This is a genomic window from Burkholderia sp. MS389 (genome assembly GCF_016899425.1).
Classification (GTDB): domain Bacteria; phylum Pseudomonadota; class Gammaproteobacteria; order Burkholderiales; family Burkholderiaceae; genus Burkholderia; species Burkholderia sola.
Genome location: NZ_CP045995.1, coordinates 2,625,415 through 2,645,722, shown reverse-complemented (window position 1 = coordinate 2,645,722; position 20,308 = coordinate 2,625,415). Strand labels below are relative to the sequence as shown.

Genomic DNA, 20,308 nt, shown 5'->3' with positions numbered 1-20,308 from the left:
GATCGATCGATGAACTCATAACGGCGCCCGCTGTGCCTTGCTGCGCGGCCACTCCGTCCGCGACCGGGACGGCAGACTGACGATCGCCAGCTTCGTGAACAGATTGAGCTCCGCATACGCGCCGAAGAACCGGTGCAGCAACTCGCCGAACAGCATCACGTCGCCTTCACCGGAGAAAGCGTGCGCATCGAGCGTGACCTCGATCAGCACGCCGCGCTCGACCGCCCCGCCCGACACCTCCTCGATCATTTCCTGCGACACGTGCAGGATGCCGGCGAGCCGCCGCCGGTTCAGCTCTTCGTTCGTCCAGTCGTACAGCGCCAAAGCGCCGCGCAACACCTCCGCGTTCATCATCGACAGGAAGTTCGGTGCGAGATGTGACAGCACGCGCCACTGGAAGCGATCCTCCGTCGGCGGATACAGCGGCAATGTCGGCGATACGAGATTGCGCACGCCCGCGACGTTCGGCGTGCTGGCCGCCAGCTCGTCGAGGCTCGCTTCGCGCAGCCCCTTGCGCGGCAGCAGCCCGTTCGTGCCGGTCACGCGCAGCGACAGGCTTTCCTCGGGCAGCGTGTCCATCGTTTCCCACGCGTGACCGCCGAGAATCACCCACATCTCATGCAAGCCCGATACCCCCGAACGCACGCGCGTGTGGAAATAACGTTCCGGCGCCTCGTGCCGCAACATGCCGCCGCGGTGCCGGAACGTCGCGAACGGCACATATTCGTATCGCTCGGCCGTATCGTGATCGAACGTCGCGATCGCATCGACCGAATACGTTTCGACATGCTCGCCCTGATGACCGGCCGGCACGACGCGATATTCGGTTTCGTGATGGTCGATCTCGATCGGCTCGGCATCCAGTTCGAACAGGTTGATGACCGGCGTACAGAACAACCGCACGTTCTCCGCGTTGAAACGCTGATCTGACGGATACGCTTCCTTCAGGAGAATCTCCAGCTCGAAGCGAGTCGATTTTTCGGGAAGCGTCGAGAGGTCCAGCCCGCATAGATCGATGAACAGGAATTTCTCGCGGAACGTGAAGTATTCGAGCAGCAGTTGATATCCCGAGAACGCCGCGTCGGCCTTGGGCCACAGCCGTTCTTCCGTCGAGAACCCTGCCGGCTCGATCGTTACGCCTGCGAGCGCTACCGGTTCGCCGTCGCGGACTTCCGGAACACGCAAGCAAATCGCATCGATCTGACGCGTCAGCGCAAGATGCATCGCGAATGCGGTCGGCAGATCCGCGTTCAGATGCAACCGCAACCGCGACAAGTCCGTTTCGCTGCGCAGCGCCGATCCCTGCAGTGAGAAGCCAAGACGAATCACCGAGCGACCGTCATGGCGCACGGTCGGCCCGGCATGCGTGATCGACACCGGCTGCAGTGCAACGGCCTGCGTCGTCCGGTACACACACTGCACCGTCCGCGGCGTCACGCCGTCTACTCCGCCCGGCGACGGCACGTTGATCGGCGCGGACCGCACCGGCACCCCGGCCGGCACGACTTCGGTTTTCTGCAGTTTCTCCGCGAACGGCGTCAACTCGACGATCGACAGCGAAGGAATCATCCGCAGATAGTGCGGCCACAGCAAACTGACGAGCCCTTCGGTCAGTTCGGGCAGTTCGTCGTCGAGCTTTTGCCGCAGCCGACCTGTCAGAAACGCAAAGCCTTCGAACAGACGTTCGACATACGGATCGCGATCGCCGACGCGATCGAGATTGAGCAGGCGCGCACGGTCGGGATGCGCCTTCGCGAACGCCTTGCCGGACTCGCGCAGGTATCGCATTTCGGCTTCGTAGTAGCGCAGGATGGAATCGTTGTTGTCCATGGAAATCCGTTACGAAAGGGTCAACGCGCGTGCGGGATCGAGTACCGTGAGTTCCGCATGCAGTTCGCTGATGCGACGGGCGAGCGCGGGCTTGTCGGCGTCCTTGCGGCTGCTCATCGCTTTCAGTGCTTTGACCAGTTGCTGCTTGACCTCGAACGTCAGCGCCGGCTCCCAGCGCATCATCGGCAGCGAGCGGGACGTTCCGTCGAGTTCGGCAAGCAGCGCGAGCGCCGCATCGTGACGGCCGACATGGTCGGCCAAGCGGGCCATCACGAGCCGCTGCAAATAGCGATGTCGATCGGTTTTCATGCCGGGCAGCGCTTCGAGCCACGCAAAAGCCGTCTCGATACCTTCACCGGCAGCCAGTTCGCGAGCCTGTGTTTCGATCTCCGGCCAGTCGCCCGCCGCATCGCTCTCGCTATCCGCGGAGACAGGCAGCGGCGCAACCGTCTCGCCCGCCTCCAGATCGCGTACCACCGCATGGCGGGCAATCCATTCGAGTGTCGTGTCGTCCGCGAACGGCGTGCCGTCGCTGAATGCCAGCCGTTCGATGCTCGGCAATCGTTCGAGAAAGAGTGCAAAGTCGGCGCGCAGCAATGCTCGCCACGCGTTGTAGGGCGTACCGACGTGATCGAGCGCCACGTGCTGGAAGTACTGGAGATCGAACCACAGGTGATTCACGCCTTCCATGAACGCGCCTTCGACGCGCTCCAGCAACTCGTGCCAGTGCTTCTGCAGCACGAGGCGCTTCATCTGCTGACGCAACTCGGCGCGTGGCGGCGCCAGGCGCGTATGCGAAGCGGCATCCGCGGGCGGCACGTCGTGCAACGTGTCCCACCGAATGCTTCTCACGAGACGTACCGAAGGCAAGTAGCCGTTTTCCTGATCGCGGAGCCACACCGACATCGCGCGGGCCTGATCGAGCAGATCGCGTGTGGACGCAATCGACCCCGCCGACGTTTTGCGCGGCGCAGCCGCTGCCGGCATCGCCTTGCCGGAATCGACGCTGCTTGCCGGCGCTTCCTTTTTCTCGAAGCGAGAAACGAGTGGCTGCAGATTCGGACGGGCAGCATCGGGCCACGCGGCCGTATGCGCCACGAGCACGTCGAGCGCGGCCAACGTACGTTCGAGATCAGCGGGCACAAAGTCGCCACGACTATCCAGCGTCTCGATCACACGCGCAGTCGCCAGCATTTCAAGCGCAGCCTTCTTGGCTTCGTGACGGACGGGCAAAGCCGCTTCGCCAAACCGGTCGACGAGTGCAGCGGCCAGCTCAAGTCCGTCGGCGAACCCGGCCGTGCCGTCCTGCCGCAGGCGTGCGAACGCGTAGTAGCCGGCGAGCCGCAAATCCTTGCCGGTCTCCTTGAGCAGGTGTTCGCATGCACGGACGATCAACCCGTCATCGATTCCCGACAGCTTTCCGGCTTCGTCCTTCAGTTCGAAGAATGCGTCTTCGTAGCCGGGATCGCGTCCGTATGCATGCTCGCCCGGTATCGGTGCAATCCATGTGGCCCAGGTATCCGCCCGTGCCCGCTGAAGCGAATCGATACGGGAGCCGCCGACGAGTGTCTTCACAAAATTGGCAAGCGTCATGGAGGATCTCAAAAAACGAATGCGTCGCCCAGCAGGCTGAGGGCGTGTCCGAACGGACTGGAGGAGGATTCGGAACGTCCCGACGTGGTCGCCAACGGCGAAATCGCGACCTTCGGCACAGTCGTTTGTTTCGCCATTCCACGCTCCGTGACCTGCGCTTTCGCCTGAGCAAGTTCGAGCGCGGTACGCTGACCGGATGCCTGCTCCGTCGTCGCCTGCATGACGGCGTCCGGCAAGGCGCCTCCGCCCGGCACCCCCGGTGGCAATGGCACGGCTGCATGCTTCGCGGCCTCGATCGCCGACATCGGCAGCGGCGGCGGGCCGCTTGCCGATACCCGAACCCCGGCATTTGCCGATCCCGTCACGAAAATACGTGCCGGCAACACGAAATTCCGCAACTGGAGAACATCGAGCGGACCACCGCCGGCTTCGCTGCGCAATTGCACCTTGAGCGGGATACCCTGGCTCGTGTCTGGCGTCCAGGTCAGCAAATAGCGCGCGTTGTCCTGCTGTACGACCTTCGCGCGCTCCAGCAACCGAACGAGACCGAAGCGCCCCTGCGAATCGAGTGCGGTGCGCAACCCGCCCTGCTCCGTCTGCCATTCGATATGTGACAGGTTCTCGAGCGATTGTCCCGGCCATTCGAACGGTGTCCACTCCTGTTTCTGGTTGAAGTAATGCAGTTCGCGGCCGGACAATACGAATCTCATGTCGGTGACGCCCGGCGTCGGCTCGGCCCGCAGTTCGTAACGCACGCGTGCATCGCCGGACGGGAACAGGACCGTCGACGTGCGTGTGAGCTTGTTCAACCCGTTGAGAAACGCCGGATCGATCGTCAATGCGCCGGAATCGGCTCCCTGCGACGCGACCCACCGGTCGCCCTGCCGTTCGACGACGCCGGCCAATTGCGACGTCACGAACTGCGCGATCACGCCACTATCCGGACGCATGAAGCGCGCCATCTCGGGCAGCGATGCGTCGTTGTCGGAATCCGCAAACGGATAGCGCCCACCGAACGTCTTGCTCCAGTCGGCGAGGATCGAGGTGCGCCAGATCTCGTTCAGGCTCGACGCGGCAGGCTGCACGATGACCTGCCACGACTGATCGAACGGCGCGCGGAACATGGCGCCGAAGCCCGACCATTGTTCGCCGAGGCTCGCAGCGACACGACTCGCGTAATCGCGACTGTCGGCGATATCGGACGTCTTGCCCTGCAGCACGGATTGCGCGGCCAGGCGTGCAAGCGCATCCGGATCCGGACTGGAGACGATCTGCGATGTCTTCAGGCGCATGGCCGTGATCCGCTCCAGATAGCGGGCCAGGCTCAGGTCGCCGGTTGCTGCCGGCGGGGCGTTCCCCTTGCCGCCGGATGGCGCCCCTGAAGCGAGATCACTACCGGTCAGACGCAGGATCGGACCGAATGCGGCGGCAAGTGGCGCCAGTTGAGGCTTGGCCTGCTTCGACGGATCCTTTTCGTCCGCGCCGATCAGTTGCTGTGCCTTGCTGACCAGCGTGTCGGACAGCGATTGGGCGTTGGCTCCCGTTCCCGCCTGATACGCGATCGCACTCATCAACGCGACGAGCGGCGAGCGTTGCGGATCGCCGAGCAGCGTCAACTGGTCGGCAGTGGCCGACAGCGTCGGCGCAGGTTGCCAGCGCAGGCTGTTGAGGAAGAGCGCCCATGCCCGCGCGTAGTCGTCGAAATAGCGCTGGCGCAGTTCGCCCTTCAATGTCGACGGGGATGCATTGGCGACCTTGGTGTCGGAGAGCACCCAGTCGCTTGCCACATCGCGTTGCTCGCCGGCTTCGTCGATTGCCTTCGAGATTCGCTCCTCCCACGCAGCACGTGTGAATACGCCGGGCACGGTCGCGGTCGTGCCGAACAGGCCACGACTCGTTGCACCGCCCGCGGAGGATTGCGACGCCGCGTCGCCGAGCAGCGTCGCGAGTGATAGCGGCGGGTATTTCGGTGTCGCTTCGTCGATGATCTGTTGGTAGATCGCGTCCCCGGAGTTCTGAATACCCCGGACACTTATGATCGTCTGTCGGGTAGACGCGACCAGGTTGCCATCCGGAACAATCGCCAACGCGGCTTGGCTGGATGCAGCGCCACGTCCAACGTGGTTGGCGAAGAACGCGATCGCTTGCTGACGCAGGTCTTCCCAGCTACCCTTCGACAGCTGCGAATGAGTCGGGCGTTCGGGTGCAGACGTCGCGACAAGTTGCGGCAGCAGGAATGCAGCCACTGCCCGCTCGGGTTTGGCGAGCATCATGTAGGTCTTGAGCGTATCGTAAGCGGCCTGTACCTGAGCATCGCCGCCGCTGGCGATTTCCGCGTCGGACAGCGACGCAAGCTGATGCAGCCTCGCGTCGAGCTTCTGGCGAATCGGGCCGACGAGGATGCGGTTCGCGGCACCGGCGTAGTAAGGCCAAAGGGCGTCGAGCAGCGCGTGGTCGCGGTTCAAGCCGAAACGGGCGATCAAAGGCGCACCGCTACGCTGGTGGATTTCGAGCGTATCCATTTGCCGGCCGAGGTCGGTAAGCGTTTGCAGCGACTGCGTCGGGTTCAGGGGCCCGGTGAGCTTGGTAGCCGTATCCGTTGCGCTTCCGATCGTTGCGCGGTTGGAGAAACCGGACAGCATCGTGCCGGCAAACCAGCAACTGATCAGGGCCGTCGTCATCCAGGCTGCGGTGGTCGACAGTGAAAAGCCAACGCGGCGGCCGTGGACCTTGCGGCTGTGGTCGGCGATGGTTTGCCAGAGGGTTCGGTGTTGAGGGTCGATCGCCGGGTCGCCATCATTCGAATCGCCACTCGGCAGATCGAAATCCGGAGACTGCGGCGCCCGCTCTTTGAATAACGGCGCAAACATCACCCCGTGAAGCGTATGCCTCGAAACAGAGGATTCAGCGGTTCGGTGCAGCAGGTCAGATAGCGCTCCGCGCAACCTCGAGACATGTTGCGCCAGCTCGGCAGGGTAACGATCATCGGCGTTCACTGCGAGGCGCACGACACCAATGTCCGACAGATTGTCGACGAGATTGCCCAGCGATTCGTCAATCATCTCACCGCTCACGCGTGAGTTCGCCCATGTGAAGCCCATCGCTTCATCCGGGCCGGCCCGGTCGCTGCCGAAATCCGTCACATCCAGCAGATACGCCGGTGCGGCCCAACATAACATGCGCGCGTGGCGAGCAAGCCGTGCAGCGAGTTCGTCCACGTCAAACGACGCATCGCCGGAACTCCGGTGACGGGTAATGGCCACAATCGCGTCGATCGGACGACGACGGCGCAAGCGACGAATCTGATCAAGCCATTCCGTGTCGAGTTTGTCGTCGATTTGCCGCGCATACAACACGACCGTATTGCCGAGAATCGCGTAGCCGGTATCGGCCAACCCCGGCGCGAGCCGCCGGACAAGCGGATAGTCGCCGGCGACAAGCACCCACCGATCGCGATAGCGCCATCGCCAGCCATGCCTCTCGCTCTGGACCTGCTTCAACGATTCGGCTCGCGTCGCGGCATTAACCGCCGAATCGCTTCCCGACGGAGCCGCCGTGCGACGCGTGTGATCCTTGACCCATTTCTTCACGGCGCGCCAGCCATTCGCCGGCCGAGACGAATCGCTGAAGCTGAAAATCAACAAGAGTGCCACGAATATGGCGCACAAAATGACGAGCGCCAACCCTCGATCCGCCTCGGTTATCCCAACCCAGTGCGGTCGCATCCATACGATCAGCCCAGGAAGGACGACAAAAACAATGGCCCCGAACCGGTCAATTTTGAATATCCGGTTCATGCGGAAATGCGTGTGTTGTTGATGCGTTATCCAAGGTCGTCACGACAGCGATGAACACATGGTTTTCGTCGCGCTGTGCGACCAGTTGCGGCTTTGGCGCTTGACCGGCGACGTACGTTGCACAAGCTGCGGCAAGCCATCCGGCTGAGGCCCCCGCCTTGCCGACGATTCGATCGAGTTCGAACTCTGGCACCGCTTCGTCGTTTTCCCCTTCCGGATTGCCCGTGCGTAACGCCGTGCGCAAGGAACCGGCCGTTCGGCTGTCGAATCCGCTCGTCCACAGCGCTCCGATGTCATCCGGCGCGGTACCGCCCCAACGAATCCCATAGGTCAGTGCATGGCCAGGATCGTCATTACCGGCTCGCCGGGGACGGTGGAATGCAGCGATCGGTCGCAACTCGAAGCGCGATGCCAGGGTCTCGGAAACCAGCAGCAATCCCACCCCGGCCTCGGCTGAACCGGGCGCCGGCGACTCGGCAATCACTGTGCCGAGCGCTATGGATACGAGTAACACCGCATGCTGATGCAACGGCCCGTTCCGATCGTCAAGCCAGGAATCGACCGTCATCAAATCGAGCGATTCGGGCGCTCGGTCCGTTCTGGCGAAGCGCAACGTGTGACGCCTCCATTCTTCCCGCCATTGCTCGACCACGTCGGACTCTCCGACATAGCCGGAAATGTCGAGCAAAACGCGCAGTGGCAGATCCGCAGGAAGCGCGTTCAAGGTTTCATGCAAGTCGTCGATGAGTCGCTCGTACAACCATTCAAGAACCTGATCCTGACGTTCCGCATCGTCAGCGGCCAGGCGGGCTTCAATCGGCTCGAACCATCTTGCCGAAACCGATTCGTTTGCTTGCCGCTCCGAAGCCTTGGCACGCAACTTCATCGCGCCATCGACGATCGGGTCGATACCATTGTCCGTATCGTCTGCGGTTACACGTGCAGCCGCTGCCAGGACAAGCATCGGCACGCTCTCTCGCGCAAAAGCCTGCGCGTTGTACTTCCTGCTTGCATCGTTCCAGGCCTGGACTTTCGCGCGTTCGAGTTCGTATGCCCGATATCGCCGGGAGACGACGAAGGCGGAAAAACCCGTCGGATATACGGACACGCATATCCAGAACCATGGCGTGTGAGTCGGCTCATCCTTCGGCCAGAGCATCAGCACAGCCAATACCCCGACCGCCGTGAGCACGATGAACACCGCAGCCCAGAGAACCCGCGACGGCGATTCATCAGGAACCGGCTTCTCCGGCGGGAGGGACGAGAAATCCAGTGCCATTGCTTAACGGCGCCCGCTATTCGGAAGAGAAGAAATCAACCGGCAACCGCACGCACACAAGTCATCGTGCTGAGCGACTTCGCGACCGTCATCGAATGCGCCCGAGGTCGCGGTTGCGATACGGTTGTCGCCGTGGCGCGGACAGGTCACCGGATCGTGGAGTCGAGCAAGCGGACGCCCCATGAAAAAGCACGTCGCCGACCCAGCCGTTACGTGGCCTTCGCCGGTATGAGTGTCTCCGACGCGAATGATGCCCGCCATGTGTATCCCCGAATTGAACTGGTATCGCCACTGCAGTTCGACAGCAAGCGATTGATGTTGGTTATAGGCGCCCTGGCACCCGGCCGGCAGGCTTCATCGCCTCGCTGGCCTGCCTGACGCGCTCGCCGTGCTTTTCGTCGCGCTTGCGTTTCTTGTCCTCTTCGACGTAATCGCTGGTTCCGAACGTGTCGATCGCTCGTGTCTGGAAGTACAGGTTCGACGACAGCACGTGGTCGTGCCAGCTCGTCAGCATCGTGTCGTGAACCAGCAGGTCGAACAGCGCCATGACCTTGGGCGGCAGCGGGTTCTTGCCGCTCAGGCCCATCTTCCATGCCTGGATCAGCGTCTCCTCTTCCGGCGTCATCATCCAGGCCTCGATCATCGATGCGCTGAACTCCGGATCCGCGTCCCACGGTAATGAACCGTCTTGAGCCTTTTCACGGATAAGATCCGCCGATTTTTGCAGGCCGGCTTGTCGGGATTCGCGTCGCATCAACTCTTCGGATTCGCTTTGGATGCGATCCCAGACGCCTACCGAAGGGCGATTCTTCTCGATACCTGCATCGCGATTGGAAAGCATCTCCGGCAGGACCGAATCCTGCCAGCGAGCCAAAGCTATGTTGAGCGTCACGCTGTCGGCCGGCGGTCGCTGGTTGCGTAATGCAACGTAGGCCGCCTCGGCTTCGTTGCGCTCCTTCAGCCGCTCCCGGTGCCGGGACGCGAGATCGTCGAAGCGGCTCGTTACGGTTGCGCGAAACTCGGGGGACTGGTAGCGAACCGCCATCCAGCGCAGGAATATCTGCATATGTTCGACGAAATTCAAACGTGCGACGTAGGGGACCATCTCACGGTAGGCGTCGATCAATTCTCCGATTTTGTAGGTGGATTTTCCGTCGGGGATGGGGTTTGCGAGGGTGAATTTCGCAAACGTCTTACCCTTGAACTTGAATAGATCTTCCATCGTGTCGAGCACTACGCCGTGCGCGATTGCTTCATTGAGCATGTCGCGCAACGCGACGCGCTGAAGTTCCGCGCGTGCTCCAAGCAATCCTGGCGGCGCTCCGCCGGTGATGTCTTCGCTCGTTCCCGGATAGAGATATTGAAGGCCGCGCGTGTTCTCGAGGCTATCGAGCCGCTGATAGAAGCGCAGCTCATGGGCCGCCGCAAAATGCACGCATCGCTGAACGGACGCCGGTACCGCGAGAGCGCGATCTCCGTAGTTCTGTTTGAGCAGGCCGAGAACCGGCACGATCCCGAGAAGCTTGTTCTCCTCCATCAACGACGATACAGCGTCGAGCAGCCCCATGAACTTGATTTCGATCGGAATCGCCGTCTGGTTCGAATCCTTCGGATCGACAAAGGCAAGCGTCGTCTCGCTCGGACGCTTGTAGCGCTGGGTCAGTTCATTCGCCAGCGCGCGGGCGAGAACACAACCGCGATCGGCGCCGAAGATGGAAACCTGGATCCGCTGGACCTTAGGCATTTTCTGCCTGACGTCGTCGATTGCGATCTCGAACTGCTTCATCGCGGCCGCCAGCCGATCATCGACGCCCGTTCCGAAAACTCGCGCGACAGCGCGGTTGTCACGAAACCACGGAATCGAATCGATCACCACGCCGAAGAACACCGACTTGGCGGCGCTTTGCGCGATGGACGGAAAATTCTTCTTCGCATCGTAAAGAACCGCGCGCGTGGCAGCACGACCGCGTCGAACCCAGCGGTTGTCACGCTGCAGTTGCAACACTCGGCCGATATTGCGGGGCACGGATTCGACGGAGTTGACCAGGTCTTTGAAAGACTGCACGACCGGCCGAAACGAAAACTCCTTGAGACCCTTCTTGAATCCTTCGGTGATAGTGTCTTGCGGGTTGATAGGAAGTCGTTTCATGCCGGTTACGCTCTCGCCGACACTAACTGCGATCGACGCGGCTGCATCGGCACCCTGCTTTCCGAGCTTGAATGCTGCGGACACGATTTGCCCCTCTCGAGCCTCCTTGTTCAGCTCCGTGCCGAGTCCAGAATAGTAGAGTCGATACCAAAAATGGTTAGGCTCCAGCTCTCTACGTCGATCTTCGTTATGGCGATGAGCCTCCCAAAGTCGGCAGATATTTGAGTATCGAGATGTTTTCTTATCGTCGTAGTCCCGATGACGACCGAATCCGTCGAAGAAAAAACCGACGTGCATGACGGCACCGCACGGAATGCAGTCATCTTGCGGATACGCCTTCCGCTTCTCCCCAATTGCTGCACGTACCTCAGGCGGAGTCCGGTCCGCCGGATCGAGCATGTGTTTGTCAGCCATGTTCCCCTCTCGAGGTATCTCGTTCAAAGCGACCCTTCTTGATTTCTTGCACAACCGGATCCGGCAATCGCTGCATCGCAGCACCAAAGGCGCCCGGCCGGTCTTTCGTCTCCTTCAGGATCCGCTGCACCGCTGGATGCTCATCGAATTTCGGATTAACGATCTGCCTGTAGTACACGTACTGCACGAGATCTGTCGTGTCGGTCAGGCGATACTTCAGCCAGCCCTGGGCCGCAATTCGTGCCGTGCGCCGATAGGCGACAGCCATGTCGGCATCGTCAGGGTTCGCCGCCTTCCCGTATTTGGTCTGAAACAAGTGGTCCACTTTTGTATAGGCGATCCTCGTCCCGCTCATGTCGTTCCGAATCTCGAACTCGATGTGATCGTCCGGATAAAAGTGTACGGCCAGCACGTCCTCCCCCGCCCCACCTTTGACTTTTGTCGGCGGAAACTTCACCTCGGTCGTCTTGTGGATCGTCTTGATCGGCGCGTACGGATCCTTCATGAACTCATCCTGGTCATATATCTCCCACTCGACAGTGAATTCCGTCCCCTTCAGCTTGTAGCAACAACTGAGGCTTCCCGCGCCCGTACCCGGCGGCAGGTCACCTCCTCCGCTGGCTCTGTTGCCATATTTGTCGCGAATTGTGAACTCGCTCAGATTGAACGGCGTGTAGTTGAGCCCCATGATGCTGACACCACGGTAGATCGGCTCGGCGGAAAATGCATCACAGCCAGCCAACGTCAATGCGGCAGCGAGGAAGACGACAACCCGTTTAATCATTGCTTAAACACCTCAAATTCAAAGACACAATACGACGTAACACGCGGACTTCGACGCGCAAACACGGTCACTATCAAGAACAGGGGTGTGGTCGAATAGCGATTTTCGAGTCGTGTCGAGGTCTAATCAAAGCGACCTCGCTCGATCTCTTGCACGACCGGATCCGGCAATCGCTGCATCGCGGCACCGAAGGCACCCGGCCGGTCTTTCGTCTCCTTCAGAATCCGCTGCACCGCTGGATGCTCATCGAATTTCGGATTAACGAGTTTCACGTAGTAGACATACTGTTCCAGATCTGCGGTATCAGTCAGGTGATACTTAACCACTCCTTGTGCTGCAATACGCGCTATCTGCCTGAACGCGATAGCCATATCTACGTCATCGCCGTCAGCCGCTTTCCCATGTTTTTTTCTAAACCAGTGATAGACTTCTGCATAAGATATCCTCGCCCCGCTCATGTCGTTCCGAATCTCGAACTCGATGTGATCGTCCGGATAAAAGTGCACGGCCAGCACGTCTTCCCCCGCCCCACCTTTGACTTCTGTCGGTGGAAACTTCACCTCGGTCGTCTTGTGGATCTTCTTGATCGGCGCGTACGGATCCTTCATGAACTCATCCTGGTCATATATCTCCCACTCGACAGTGAATTCCGTCCCCTTCAGCTTGTAGCAGCAACTCAACCGTCCGGCTCCAGCGCCCGGCGGCAAATCTCCCCCTCCACCCGCCCTGTTGCCATATTTGTCGCGAATTGTGAACTCGCTCAGATTGAACGGCGTGTAGTTGAGCCCCATGATGCTGACACCACGGTATGTCGGCTCGGAGGAAAATGCGTCGCAGCCGGCCAACGTCAATGCGGCAGCAAGGAAGACGACAACCCGTTTAATCATTGCTTAAACACCTCAAATTTAAAGACACAATCCGACGTAACACGCGGACTCCGACTCGCGAACACGACCTGACAATCAAGAAGGGCGCCTTTTCGAATAGAGAATCTCGTGCTCGTGTCGATGTCTAATCAAAGCGACCTCGCTTGATCTCTTGCACGACGGTGTCTGGCAATCCCCGCATAGCTGCACCAAAGGCGCCCGGCTTGCCTTTCGTCTCTTTCAGGATCCGTTGCACCACTGGATGCTCATCGAATTTGGAATTAACAAGCTGCCTGTAGTACACGTACTGCTCCAGATCCACCGTGTCGGTCAGGCGATACTTCAGCCAGCCCTGTGCCGCGATTCGAGCCGTGCGTCTATAAGCCACGAACATGTCGTCGTCGTCCGGATTCGCCGCCCTCCCGTATTTTGTTTGAAGCCAGTCGTCAACCTCCGTGTAATCGATCCTCGTCCCGCTCATGTCGTTCCGAATCTCGAACTCGATGTGATCGTCCGGATAAAAATGCACGGCGAGCACGTCCTCCCCCGCCCCACCTTTGACTTTTGTCGGCGGAAACTTCACCTCGGTCGTCTTGTGGATTTTCTTGATCGGCGCGTACAGATCTTTAATCGCTTCATCCGCGTCGTAGACTTCCCACTCAACCGTGAATTCCGTCCCCTTCAGCGTGTAGCAACAAGTTAGGCTTCCGGCACCGGCACTCGGTGGCAAGTCACCCCCTCCACCCGCTCTGTTGCCATACTTGTCGCGAATTGTGAACTCGCTCAGATTGAACGGCGTGTAGTTGAGCCCCATGATGCTGACACCACGGTAGGTCGGCTCGGAGGAAAATGCATCGCAGCCAGCCAACGTCAATGCGGCAGCGAGGAAGACGACAACCCGTTTAATCATTGCTGAAACACCCCGAATTCAAGGACACAATCCGACGTAACACGCAGACTTCGACTCGCAAACACGGTCTGACGATCAAGAAGGGCGCCTTTTCGAATAGAGAATCTCGTGCTCGTGTCGATGTCTAATCAAAGCGGCCCCGCTTGATCTCTTGCACGACGGTGTCTGGCAAGCTCTGCATCGCAACACCAAAGGCGCCTGGCTTGCCGCTCGTCTCCTTCAGAATCCGTTGCACCGCTGGATGCTCATCGAATTTCGGATTAACGATCTGCCTGTAGTACACGTACTGCACGAGATCTGTCGTGTCGGTCAGGCGATACTTCAGCCAGCCCTGGGCCGCAATTCGTGCCGTGCGCCGATAGGCGACGGCCATGTCGGCATCGTCAGGGTTCGCCACCTTCCCGTATTTGGTCTGAAGCCAGTAATCGATTTCCGTGTAGTCGATCCTCGTCCCGCTCATATCGTTCCGAATCTCGAACTCGATGTGATCGTCCGGATAAAAGTGCACGGCGAGCACGTCCTCCCCCGCCCCGCCTTTGACTTTTGTCGGCGGAAACTTCACCTCGGTCGTCTTGTGGATCTTCTTGATCGGCGCGTACAGATCTTTAATCGCTTCATCCGCGTCGTAGACTTCCCACTCAACCGTGAATTCCGTCCCCTTCAGCTTGTAGCAACAACTGAGGCTTCCCGCGCCCGTACCCGGCGGCAAATCCCCCCCTCCACCCGCTCTGTTGCCGTACTTGTCGCGAATCGTGAACTCGCTCAGATTGAACGGCGTGTAGTTGAGCCCCATGATGCTGACACCACGGTAGGTCGGCTCGGAGGAAAATGCATCGCAACCGGTTAGCGCCAGCGCCAGAACCAATAGGATGAAAAGCCGACTAATCACGCGACGTTCCTCCCGCCTCGTCCGAATCCGACGCGATGCGCGCCGTCTCCCGCAATACCTCCGCGTCGATATCACTCAATGCCTCTCGAAACGTCTGCTCACCGCTCATCGCGCGCTCCAATCTGCCCCGGATCACCGGATGCTCATCGAACCGCGGCGAAATAACGACGCCCTTTGAAACGTAGTTCAAGAGATCGTCATCGTCGGCTATACGGTATCGGCCAGCACGTTCGAGCTGTTCCGAAATACGGCGGTAGAGCGCCAGATCCGTAAAATCGTCGAGCATCGCGCCATACATCGTGCGCAACTGCATCGCAAGCTTGTCGGCACGGCCGAGATGCAGCAACGTCATGTGCTGCTCGATCGTCATCACCTGCTCTGCGTCGACGACTGCATCGGCGACACCGGCATCGTTGCGCCAGACGATCTCGTTCGAATCACGATCGCGATGCCATATCTCGACACATGGCGACAGAAACGCCTGAGCCTGTTCTGCGCTCCAGACTCCTCGTAACCGGGCAAGAATCCGGTTATCGTAGAAATGCAGAAAGTACGCGCGCTTGTCGGGCGTCGAGTAACGGCAGAACGAGCGAAAATGCGCGGCCAGTGACCGAATGGGAAATGGCGACCATATCCACGTCAGCATGTGCCGTCCGCTCGACTCTCTCCAAAGTCGCCGGACAAACCGGCTGCCGAGGTCGCGCGAATCATCGAATGCAAAGCGATCGATCCCGATCAGATACGGGGCGATGTCCGTATAGGACTCGAGAACGCTGCCGCCCCAGAGCGACTCCCATTCGAGCAGCGGCACCTGGACGAGCAGTTTGTCGAGCCCCGGATTGGCAAGCGCATCGGCGAGCATGTACAGGTACGCCGCAACGCCGTCCACGTCGAACGTGTCGAATTGCGCTACCAATCGATCACGCCACGCCTCCCATCCCGCGTCCGACTCTCGGGTTGGGGTCGCACGTCCGGTTCCGGCCATCAAGCGACCTCCGTCAACGCTTCGACACCACGGTGCGCATCCAGCAGGCACTCCTTGCATGGCCCAATGGGCATATTCGGCAGACGGGTGTCAAGCGACGCTGGGCCGGTCCAATGGAAATTTCCGCACTTGAGCGTGATATCCCCCGGGCATCCGAGCTCGATATTGCCGCCGTCGATCTTGAGGTAGGCGCCACCACTGGCGAGTGTCAGCGCACCGCGCGAGGCCACGAGAATCGCACCCTCACTACTAGTGAAGTTCAGGTCCTTCGACGCCGACAGCGCCATCGCTCCCGTACGGGCCTGAACGACAACGTCCTGTTTGGCGGCCGTCACCCGCACGCCCTGTGCTTGTGCGAAAAGCGATACCTGCTTCCCGGCCGCAACCGTGAAGTTGCGCATGACGCCGACGTCGAAATTCCCGCCGGCCGTCGCGATCAGATTCCGGTCCGCATTGAGCTGCAAATGCTCGCCGGACGTGAGGCCGATACCTGACGGTGCGCTCGCCAGAATGGCGGCACGCTTCAAACCATCCAGCGCTTCCGCATAGAACGACTTCTGTTGCTGCAACTCCGCGACGGTCGCCTCCGCCGCACGTACCGCCTCGGAAAGGGACTCCATGCGATCGATCGCCCGCTGCAACTGCGCGTGCGCGTCCTTCATGTCGAGTTGGTGCCCGGCAGCGCCCACCTGCGCCTCGGTACTCAACAGCATGCCCTTCGGACCACGCGCGGCAAGATGCCCGTCGGTACGTAGCTCGGCGCCTTGGCCGCGTTCGTGGCGGGCATCGTCGACCATATGCCCTAGATTCAGCTCACTCGTCTGGGTGGGCGTCGTCAGATGAATATGCTCGACGCCCTCCTTGTCCTCCATCCGCAACTCATTGCGCGCAGCCGTCCGAATCAGATTCCGCGTATGGTTCAGGTTATTGACCAGATCCGGATGCACGCTGTCATGCATTGCGCCGATGATCACCGGTCGGTTCGGATCGCCGTCCGTATGGACGATCGCCACCTCCGCCCCGTCGATCAACGGAAAGTGATGCCCGTAGTTGTCGCCGCTGTACGGCTTCGCAAACCGCACCGGCCGGCTCGTCCCACCGGGGCTCCATTCATCGAGATCGAACGGCAGCTTGATCACGTACCAGCCCTGCTCGGTCAGATACGCATACTTGTAGTTGCCTGGCGACGTAATCCGCGCCGGCAGGATCCCGTCGACCACCGGTCGCGAAATCGAGCCCATCGACGTGCGCCATACACGATCCGACGGAATCCCTTCGAACGCCACCCAGTACGACTCGTTACGCCCGCCGTGCGACTCGACCGACGTAACGAAGACCCCATGTTTCGCATCGGCCGGCTTCGGCTCGACACGCATCACCTCGCCCGCCTCGAGCCAGAACGGATTGCCGGTCCCCTTGAACGTGATCTGCCCGGCCAGATAGGCTTCATGCCGCAACCGCGCAATGCGCTTCCCCTCTTCGGGCGTCTCGTAATGTTCGCCCCAGCGATAATCGACCGAATGTGTCGTCGTGTCGTCGCGCGCCGCGTTTTCCTCGACCAGCAGCGATACGCCGGCCTGCCGATGGTTGTAGTCATGCAGCCGCACCGCCTCCGGCACGCGCTTCATCTCGCGTCCTAGCGTCTTGATCGCATCCGAACCGACACTCTCCAGCCCCGATTCCCGTCGATACGGCACCGTTCGCTGCTTGCGCGCATAGGCATCCAGATCGTCGCCGAACACGACCACCGCACGATCCTTCTTCTGCTCCCAGCGAAACCAGATGCCCTCTTCCGCACAAATGCGCTGAATGAACGCGAACGTCGTCTCGTGATACTGCGTCACGTATTCGCGGCGCTTGTATTGCCCGCGCAACTGGAACCGAAAGTCCACGCCCGCGCGGTAACCGTAATGTCGCAACGTGCCGGTCACGATCTCGTCGACCGACTGCTTCTGAAACAAGCGGCTCGTCACGCCGCGGGCGAGATCCGCCAGCGTCGGCTCCAGCACGACGCGGTAGCGGGTTTCGTCCGCCGATGTCTCCAGTTCGTCGAACTGCGTGATGACGCCATGGACCGTATACGCACTCGGCTTGGCACTGAACTGCGCGGCATTTTCCCCGAACATCTTCCGAAGATAGTCCATGTCGGGATCGACCGGATCGACCACGAATTTCGCCGGCCTGCCCAGTACCTGGTCCATCGGAATCCCGGCCGCCGGACTGGTGAATTCGATGTCGTATCGATAGAGCTGGCTCACGCGGTCCAGCCCGCTGAACTTCAGGATCGAGAACGGCGCCGGATGCGGCGCGAGCTTCAATTCATAAGCCTGCGAAGGCAGAATCATCGACATGGAATCTCTCGGTTGCGCGACTGCACGGCACGCCGGGGTGCCCCTGTCCACCCCGGCGCCACTGCGACTAACGTCAGATCAGTTCTTGGACTTCGGCATCTGCGACACGAGCGACAGCCCGATATCCATCCCTTCGACCTGGAAGTGCGGAACGATGAACAGCTTGATCCGGAAGAAGCCCGGGTTGTCCTCGATGTCCTCGACCGTGACCTTCGCCTCGCGCAGCGGATGCGACGCCTGCAGTTCGTCGCCCGGATCCTTCATCTCGGTCACGAGCCCCTTGATCCAGTTGTTCAGCTCGAGTTCGAGCAGACGGCGATCCTTCGTCGTGCCGATGTTTTCGCGCTGGATCAGCTTCAGGTAGTGCGCGATGCGCGACAGCAGGAAGATGTACGGCAGCCGTGCGTTGATGCGGCTGTTCGCGGTCGCTTCCCGGGTCTCGTACAGCGCGGGCTTCTGCGCCGAGTTCGCGGAGAAGAAGCACGCGAAGTCGCGGTTCTTGTAGAACGACAGCGGGATGAAGCCGAGATTCGCGAACTCGAATTCACGGGTTTCAGGGATCAGCACCTCGGTCGGGATCTTCGGCTGGTGACCGGTGCCGAGGTCGTACAGGTGAACCGGCAGATCCTCGACCTTGCCGCCCGCCTGCGGCCCGCGGATTTGCACGCACCAGCCGTTGCTAACAAAGCTGCGCACCATGTTCGCCGCGAACGCGAACGACGCATTCATCCACAGGTACTTGTCGTGGTCGGGGCCCTTGACGGCCTCCTCGTAGTTGAACGCGCGCACCGGCGCCGTATCCTTGCCGTATGGCAAGCGGCCGAGCACGCGCGGCATCGTCAGGCCGACGTAACGCGCATCGTCGGTATCGCGGAAGCTCTTCCACTTGATGTATTCGGCGCGATCGAAGTAGTTGCCGATGTCCTGGATCGCTGCGACTTCCTCCATCGACTGCTTGCCGAAGAACGTCGGCCCGACCGAGCCGATGAACGGCATATGGGCGGCAGCCGCCACCTTCGAGATATTGCGCAGCAACGCGACGTCCATCGGCGAATTCGCGAACTCGAAGTCGCTGATCATCGCGCTGATCGGCTGGCCGCCCGGCGTGTCGTATTCCTCGATGTACGTGAGGCGATACAGGCCGCTCTGGATCAGTTCGGGCGTGTCCTCGAAGTCGCGCTGCAGCGCGTCCTTCGACACGTCGAGCACCTCGATGCGTGCGTTCTTGCGGAAATCGGTGCGGCTCACGAGCATCTTCAGGCCGCGCCAGCGTGCTTCGAGCGCCTGAAATTCCGACGTGTGCATCACGGCGTCGAGCTGACGGCCGATTTGCCGGTCGATCTGGCCGATGTGGAAGTCGAGCAGCGATTTGTCGAGCCGGTCCACCGGCTGGCTCGTCTTCGCGACGAGTTCGAGGAACGCGCCCATCCCGCGCGCGATGCGCTCGTCGGCCGACGCCTCGGACAGCATGTCGTTGTCGCGGAACGCCTCGAGCGGGCGCGCTTCACGGATCGGCTTCAGGTTGATCTTGCTGCACAGCGATGCATAGACGCTGTCGACATCGCCCTGCGGGGCATCCAGCACGACGGTCTCGGTCGCGCCGGTTTGCTGCGTTTCAGTGGATTTCATCTCGGATCCTGTCTGCGATCGAATCGCTACGATGTTGCGGAATGCGCTGAATGCGCGCTTTGCCCGGCCTCGTTCACGCATGCCCTTCCGGCTGCGTCGCGGCGGTCGCGATCTGGGCGAGCTCGCCGCGCAGCTTCGCGGACAGGCGGTCGTCCTTCAGCACCTTCTCGAACTCGCGGCGGAACGTCCCGTTGTCGAGCAGGTTCGATTTCAGGTCGCGCAGCAGATTGCGCATCGCGAGGAGCGCCTGCAGCTCGGGAATCTGGCGCGCGACCTGCTCGGGCGCGAAATCCTTGATCGACCGGAACGACAGGTTGACGGGCAGTTCCGAACCGTCACCGGCCAGCGTATTGGCCGCGGCGATCCTGAGATCCGGCGCGTAGTCCGCCAGCACGGCATCGAAGTTGTTCTTGTCGATGTTCACCTTCTTGCGCTCGGCCAGCGGCGCCTGCTCGCGCCCGGCACTGAAGTCGCCGGCGACCAGCAGCTTCAGTGGCAACTCGACCTTCTTCTGCGCTCCACCCGTATGCAGATCGAGGGTGATCGACACCCGGCTTTTCGGGATCTCTCGCTGAAAGCTATCCAATTCGTTCTCCTTATTTCAGGAAGCTTGAAGACTCCGCGACACGCACCCACGACTCAAGGATGCTCCGTCGTCCTTATCGCCCATGCGGAACCCCGCAACGTGCATCGACGAACGACCGAGTCGAATATGCGCGGCCCGATATCCGACTCAGGCGGCAGAAAATATCACGGCCTTTATCGACGAGTAAACCGGCAATGCAAAAAATTGGAAACGAGCGACAGCTCGGTTTTTTTAATAATAAGACAC

Annotated in this window: 14 protein-coding genes; all 14 read right to left on the bottom strand. The window is 60.7% G+C overall.

Going from position 1 to position 20,308, the window contains the following annotated elements; translation table 11 throughout:
* Positions 1-15: 15 nt before the first annotated feature.
* The 14 genes from tssF to tssB all read right to left on the bottom strand — a co-directional run bounded on the left by tssF (position 16) and on the right by tssB (position 20,062).
* A complete protein-coding gene (tssF, locus tag GJG85_RS28205) occupies positions 16-1,830 on the bottom strand; it encodes a type VI secretion system baseplate subunit TssF (RefSeq protein ID WP_089489104.1) in 1,815 nt (604 codons plus the stop codon).
* Positions 1,831-1,839: 9 nt separating this feature from the next.
* A complete protein-coding gene (gene tssA / locus GJG85_RS28200) occupies positions 1,840-3,423 on the bottom strand; it encodes a type VI secretion system protein TssA (protein WP_089489103.1) in 1,584 nt (527 codons plus the stop codon).
* 8 nt (positions 3,424-3,431) lie between these two features.
* A complete protein-coding gene (locus GJG85_RS28195) occupies positions 3,432-7,220 on the bottom strand; it encodes an ImcF-related family protein (protein ID WP_204384118.1) in 3,789 nt (1,262 codons plus the stop codon).
* Entirely contained in the window at positions 7,198-8,499 is a 1,302-nt protein-coding gene (locus tag GJG85_RS28190) for a hypothetical protein (protein ID WP_235356299.1), read from the bottom strand. The genes GJG85_RS28195 and GJG85_RS28190 overlap by 23 nt, the downstream gene beginning before the upstream one ends.
* Before the next feature lie 3 nt (positions 8,500-8,502).
* On the bottom strand, positions 8,503-8,760 hold the full coding sequence (locus GJG85_RS28185) for a PAAR domain-containing protein (protein WP_080334375.1): 258 nt from the start codon (positions 8,758-8,760) through the stop codon (positions 8,503-8,505).
* 61 nt (positions 8,761-8,821) lie between these two features.
* Positions 8,822-11,062, bottom strand: a complete 2,241-nt coding sequence (locus tag GJG85_RS28180) for a DUF2235 domain-containing protein (RefSeq protein ID WP_089489102.1) — start codon at positions 11,060-11,062, stop codon at positions 8,822-8,824.
* A complete protein-coding gene (locus GJG85_RS28175) occupies positions 11,055-11,846 on the bottom strand; it encodes a DUF3304 domain-containing protein (protein ID WP_089489101.1) in 792 nt (263 codons plus the stop codon). The genes GJG85_RS28180 and GJG85_RS28175 overlap by 8 nt, the downstream gene beginning before the upstream one ends.
* Positions 11,847-11,968: 122 nt before the next feature.
* Positions 11,969-12,733 (bottom strand): DUF3304 domain-containing protein, encoded by a 765-nt coding sequence (locus GJG85_RS28170; RefSeq protein ID WP_089489100.1) that lies wholly within the window; start codon positions 12,731-12,733, stop codon positions 11,969-11,971.
* Between the two features lie 124 nt (positions 12,734-12,857).
* On the bottom strand, positions 12,858-13,622 hold the full coding sequence (locus GJG85_RS28165) for a DUF3304 domain-containing protein (RefSeq protein WP_089489099.1): 765 nt from the start codon (positions 13,620-13,622) through the stop codon (positions 12,858-12,860).
* Between the two features lie 124 nt (positions 13,623-13,746).
* Entirely contained in the window at positions 13,747-14,487 is a 741-nt protein-coding gene (locus GJG85_RS28160; RefSeq protein ID WP_089489716.1) for a DUF3304 domain-containing protein, read from the bottom strand.
* Between the two features lie 16 nt (positions 14,488-14,503).
* The gene (locus tag GJG85_RS28155; protein ID WP_089489098.1) at positions 14,504-15,496 is read right to left on the bottom strand and encodes a DUF4123 domain-containing protein; all 993 of its coding nucleotides are present in this window, start codon (positions 15,494-15,496) and stop codon (positions 14,504-14,506) included.
* Positions 15,496-17,847 (bottom strand): type VI secretion system Vgr family protein, encoded by a 2,352-nt coding sequence (gene vgrG / locus GJG85_RS28150; protein ID WP_089489097.1) that lies wholly within the window; start codon positions 17,845-17,847, stop codon positions 15,496-15,498. The genes GJG85_RS28155 and vgrG overlap by 1 nt, the downstream gene beginning before the upstream one ends.
* Positions 17,848-17,925: 78 nt before the next feature.
* Positions 17,926-19,476 carry a type VI secretion system contractile sheath large subunit gene (tssC, locus tag GJG85_RS28145; RefSeq protein WP_089489096.1) on the bottom strand — a complete coding sequence of 517 codons (1,551 nt, stop codon included), beginning with the start codon at positions 19,474-19,476 and terminating at the stop codon, positions 17,926-17,928.
* A 73-nt stretch (positions 19,477-19,549) separates the two neighbouring features.
* Positions 19,550-20,062, bottom strand: a complete 513-nt coding sequence (gene tssB / locus GJG85_RS28140; protein WP_050017873.1) for a type VI secretion system contractile sheath small subunit — start codon at positions 20,060-20,062, stop codon at positions 19,550-19,552.
* Positions 20,063-20,308: the final 246 nt, after the last annotated feature.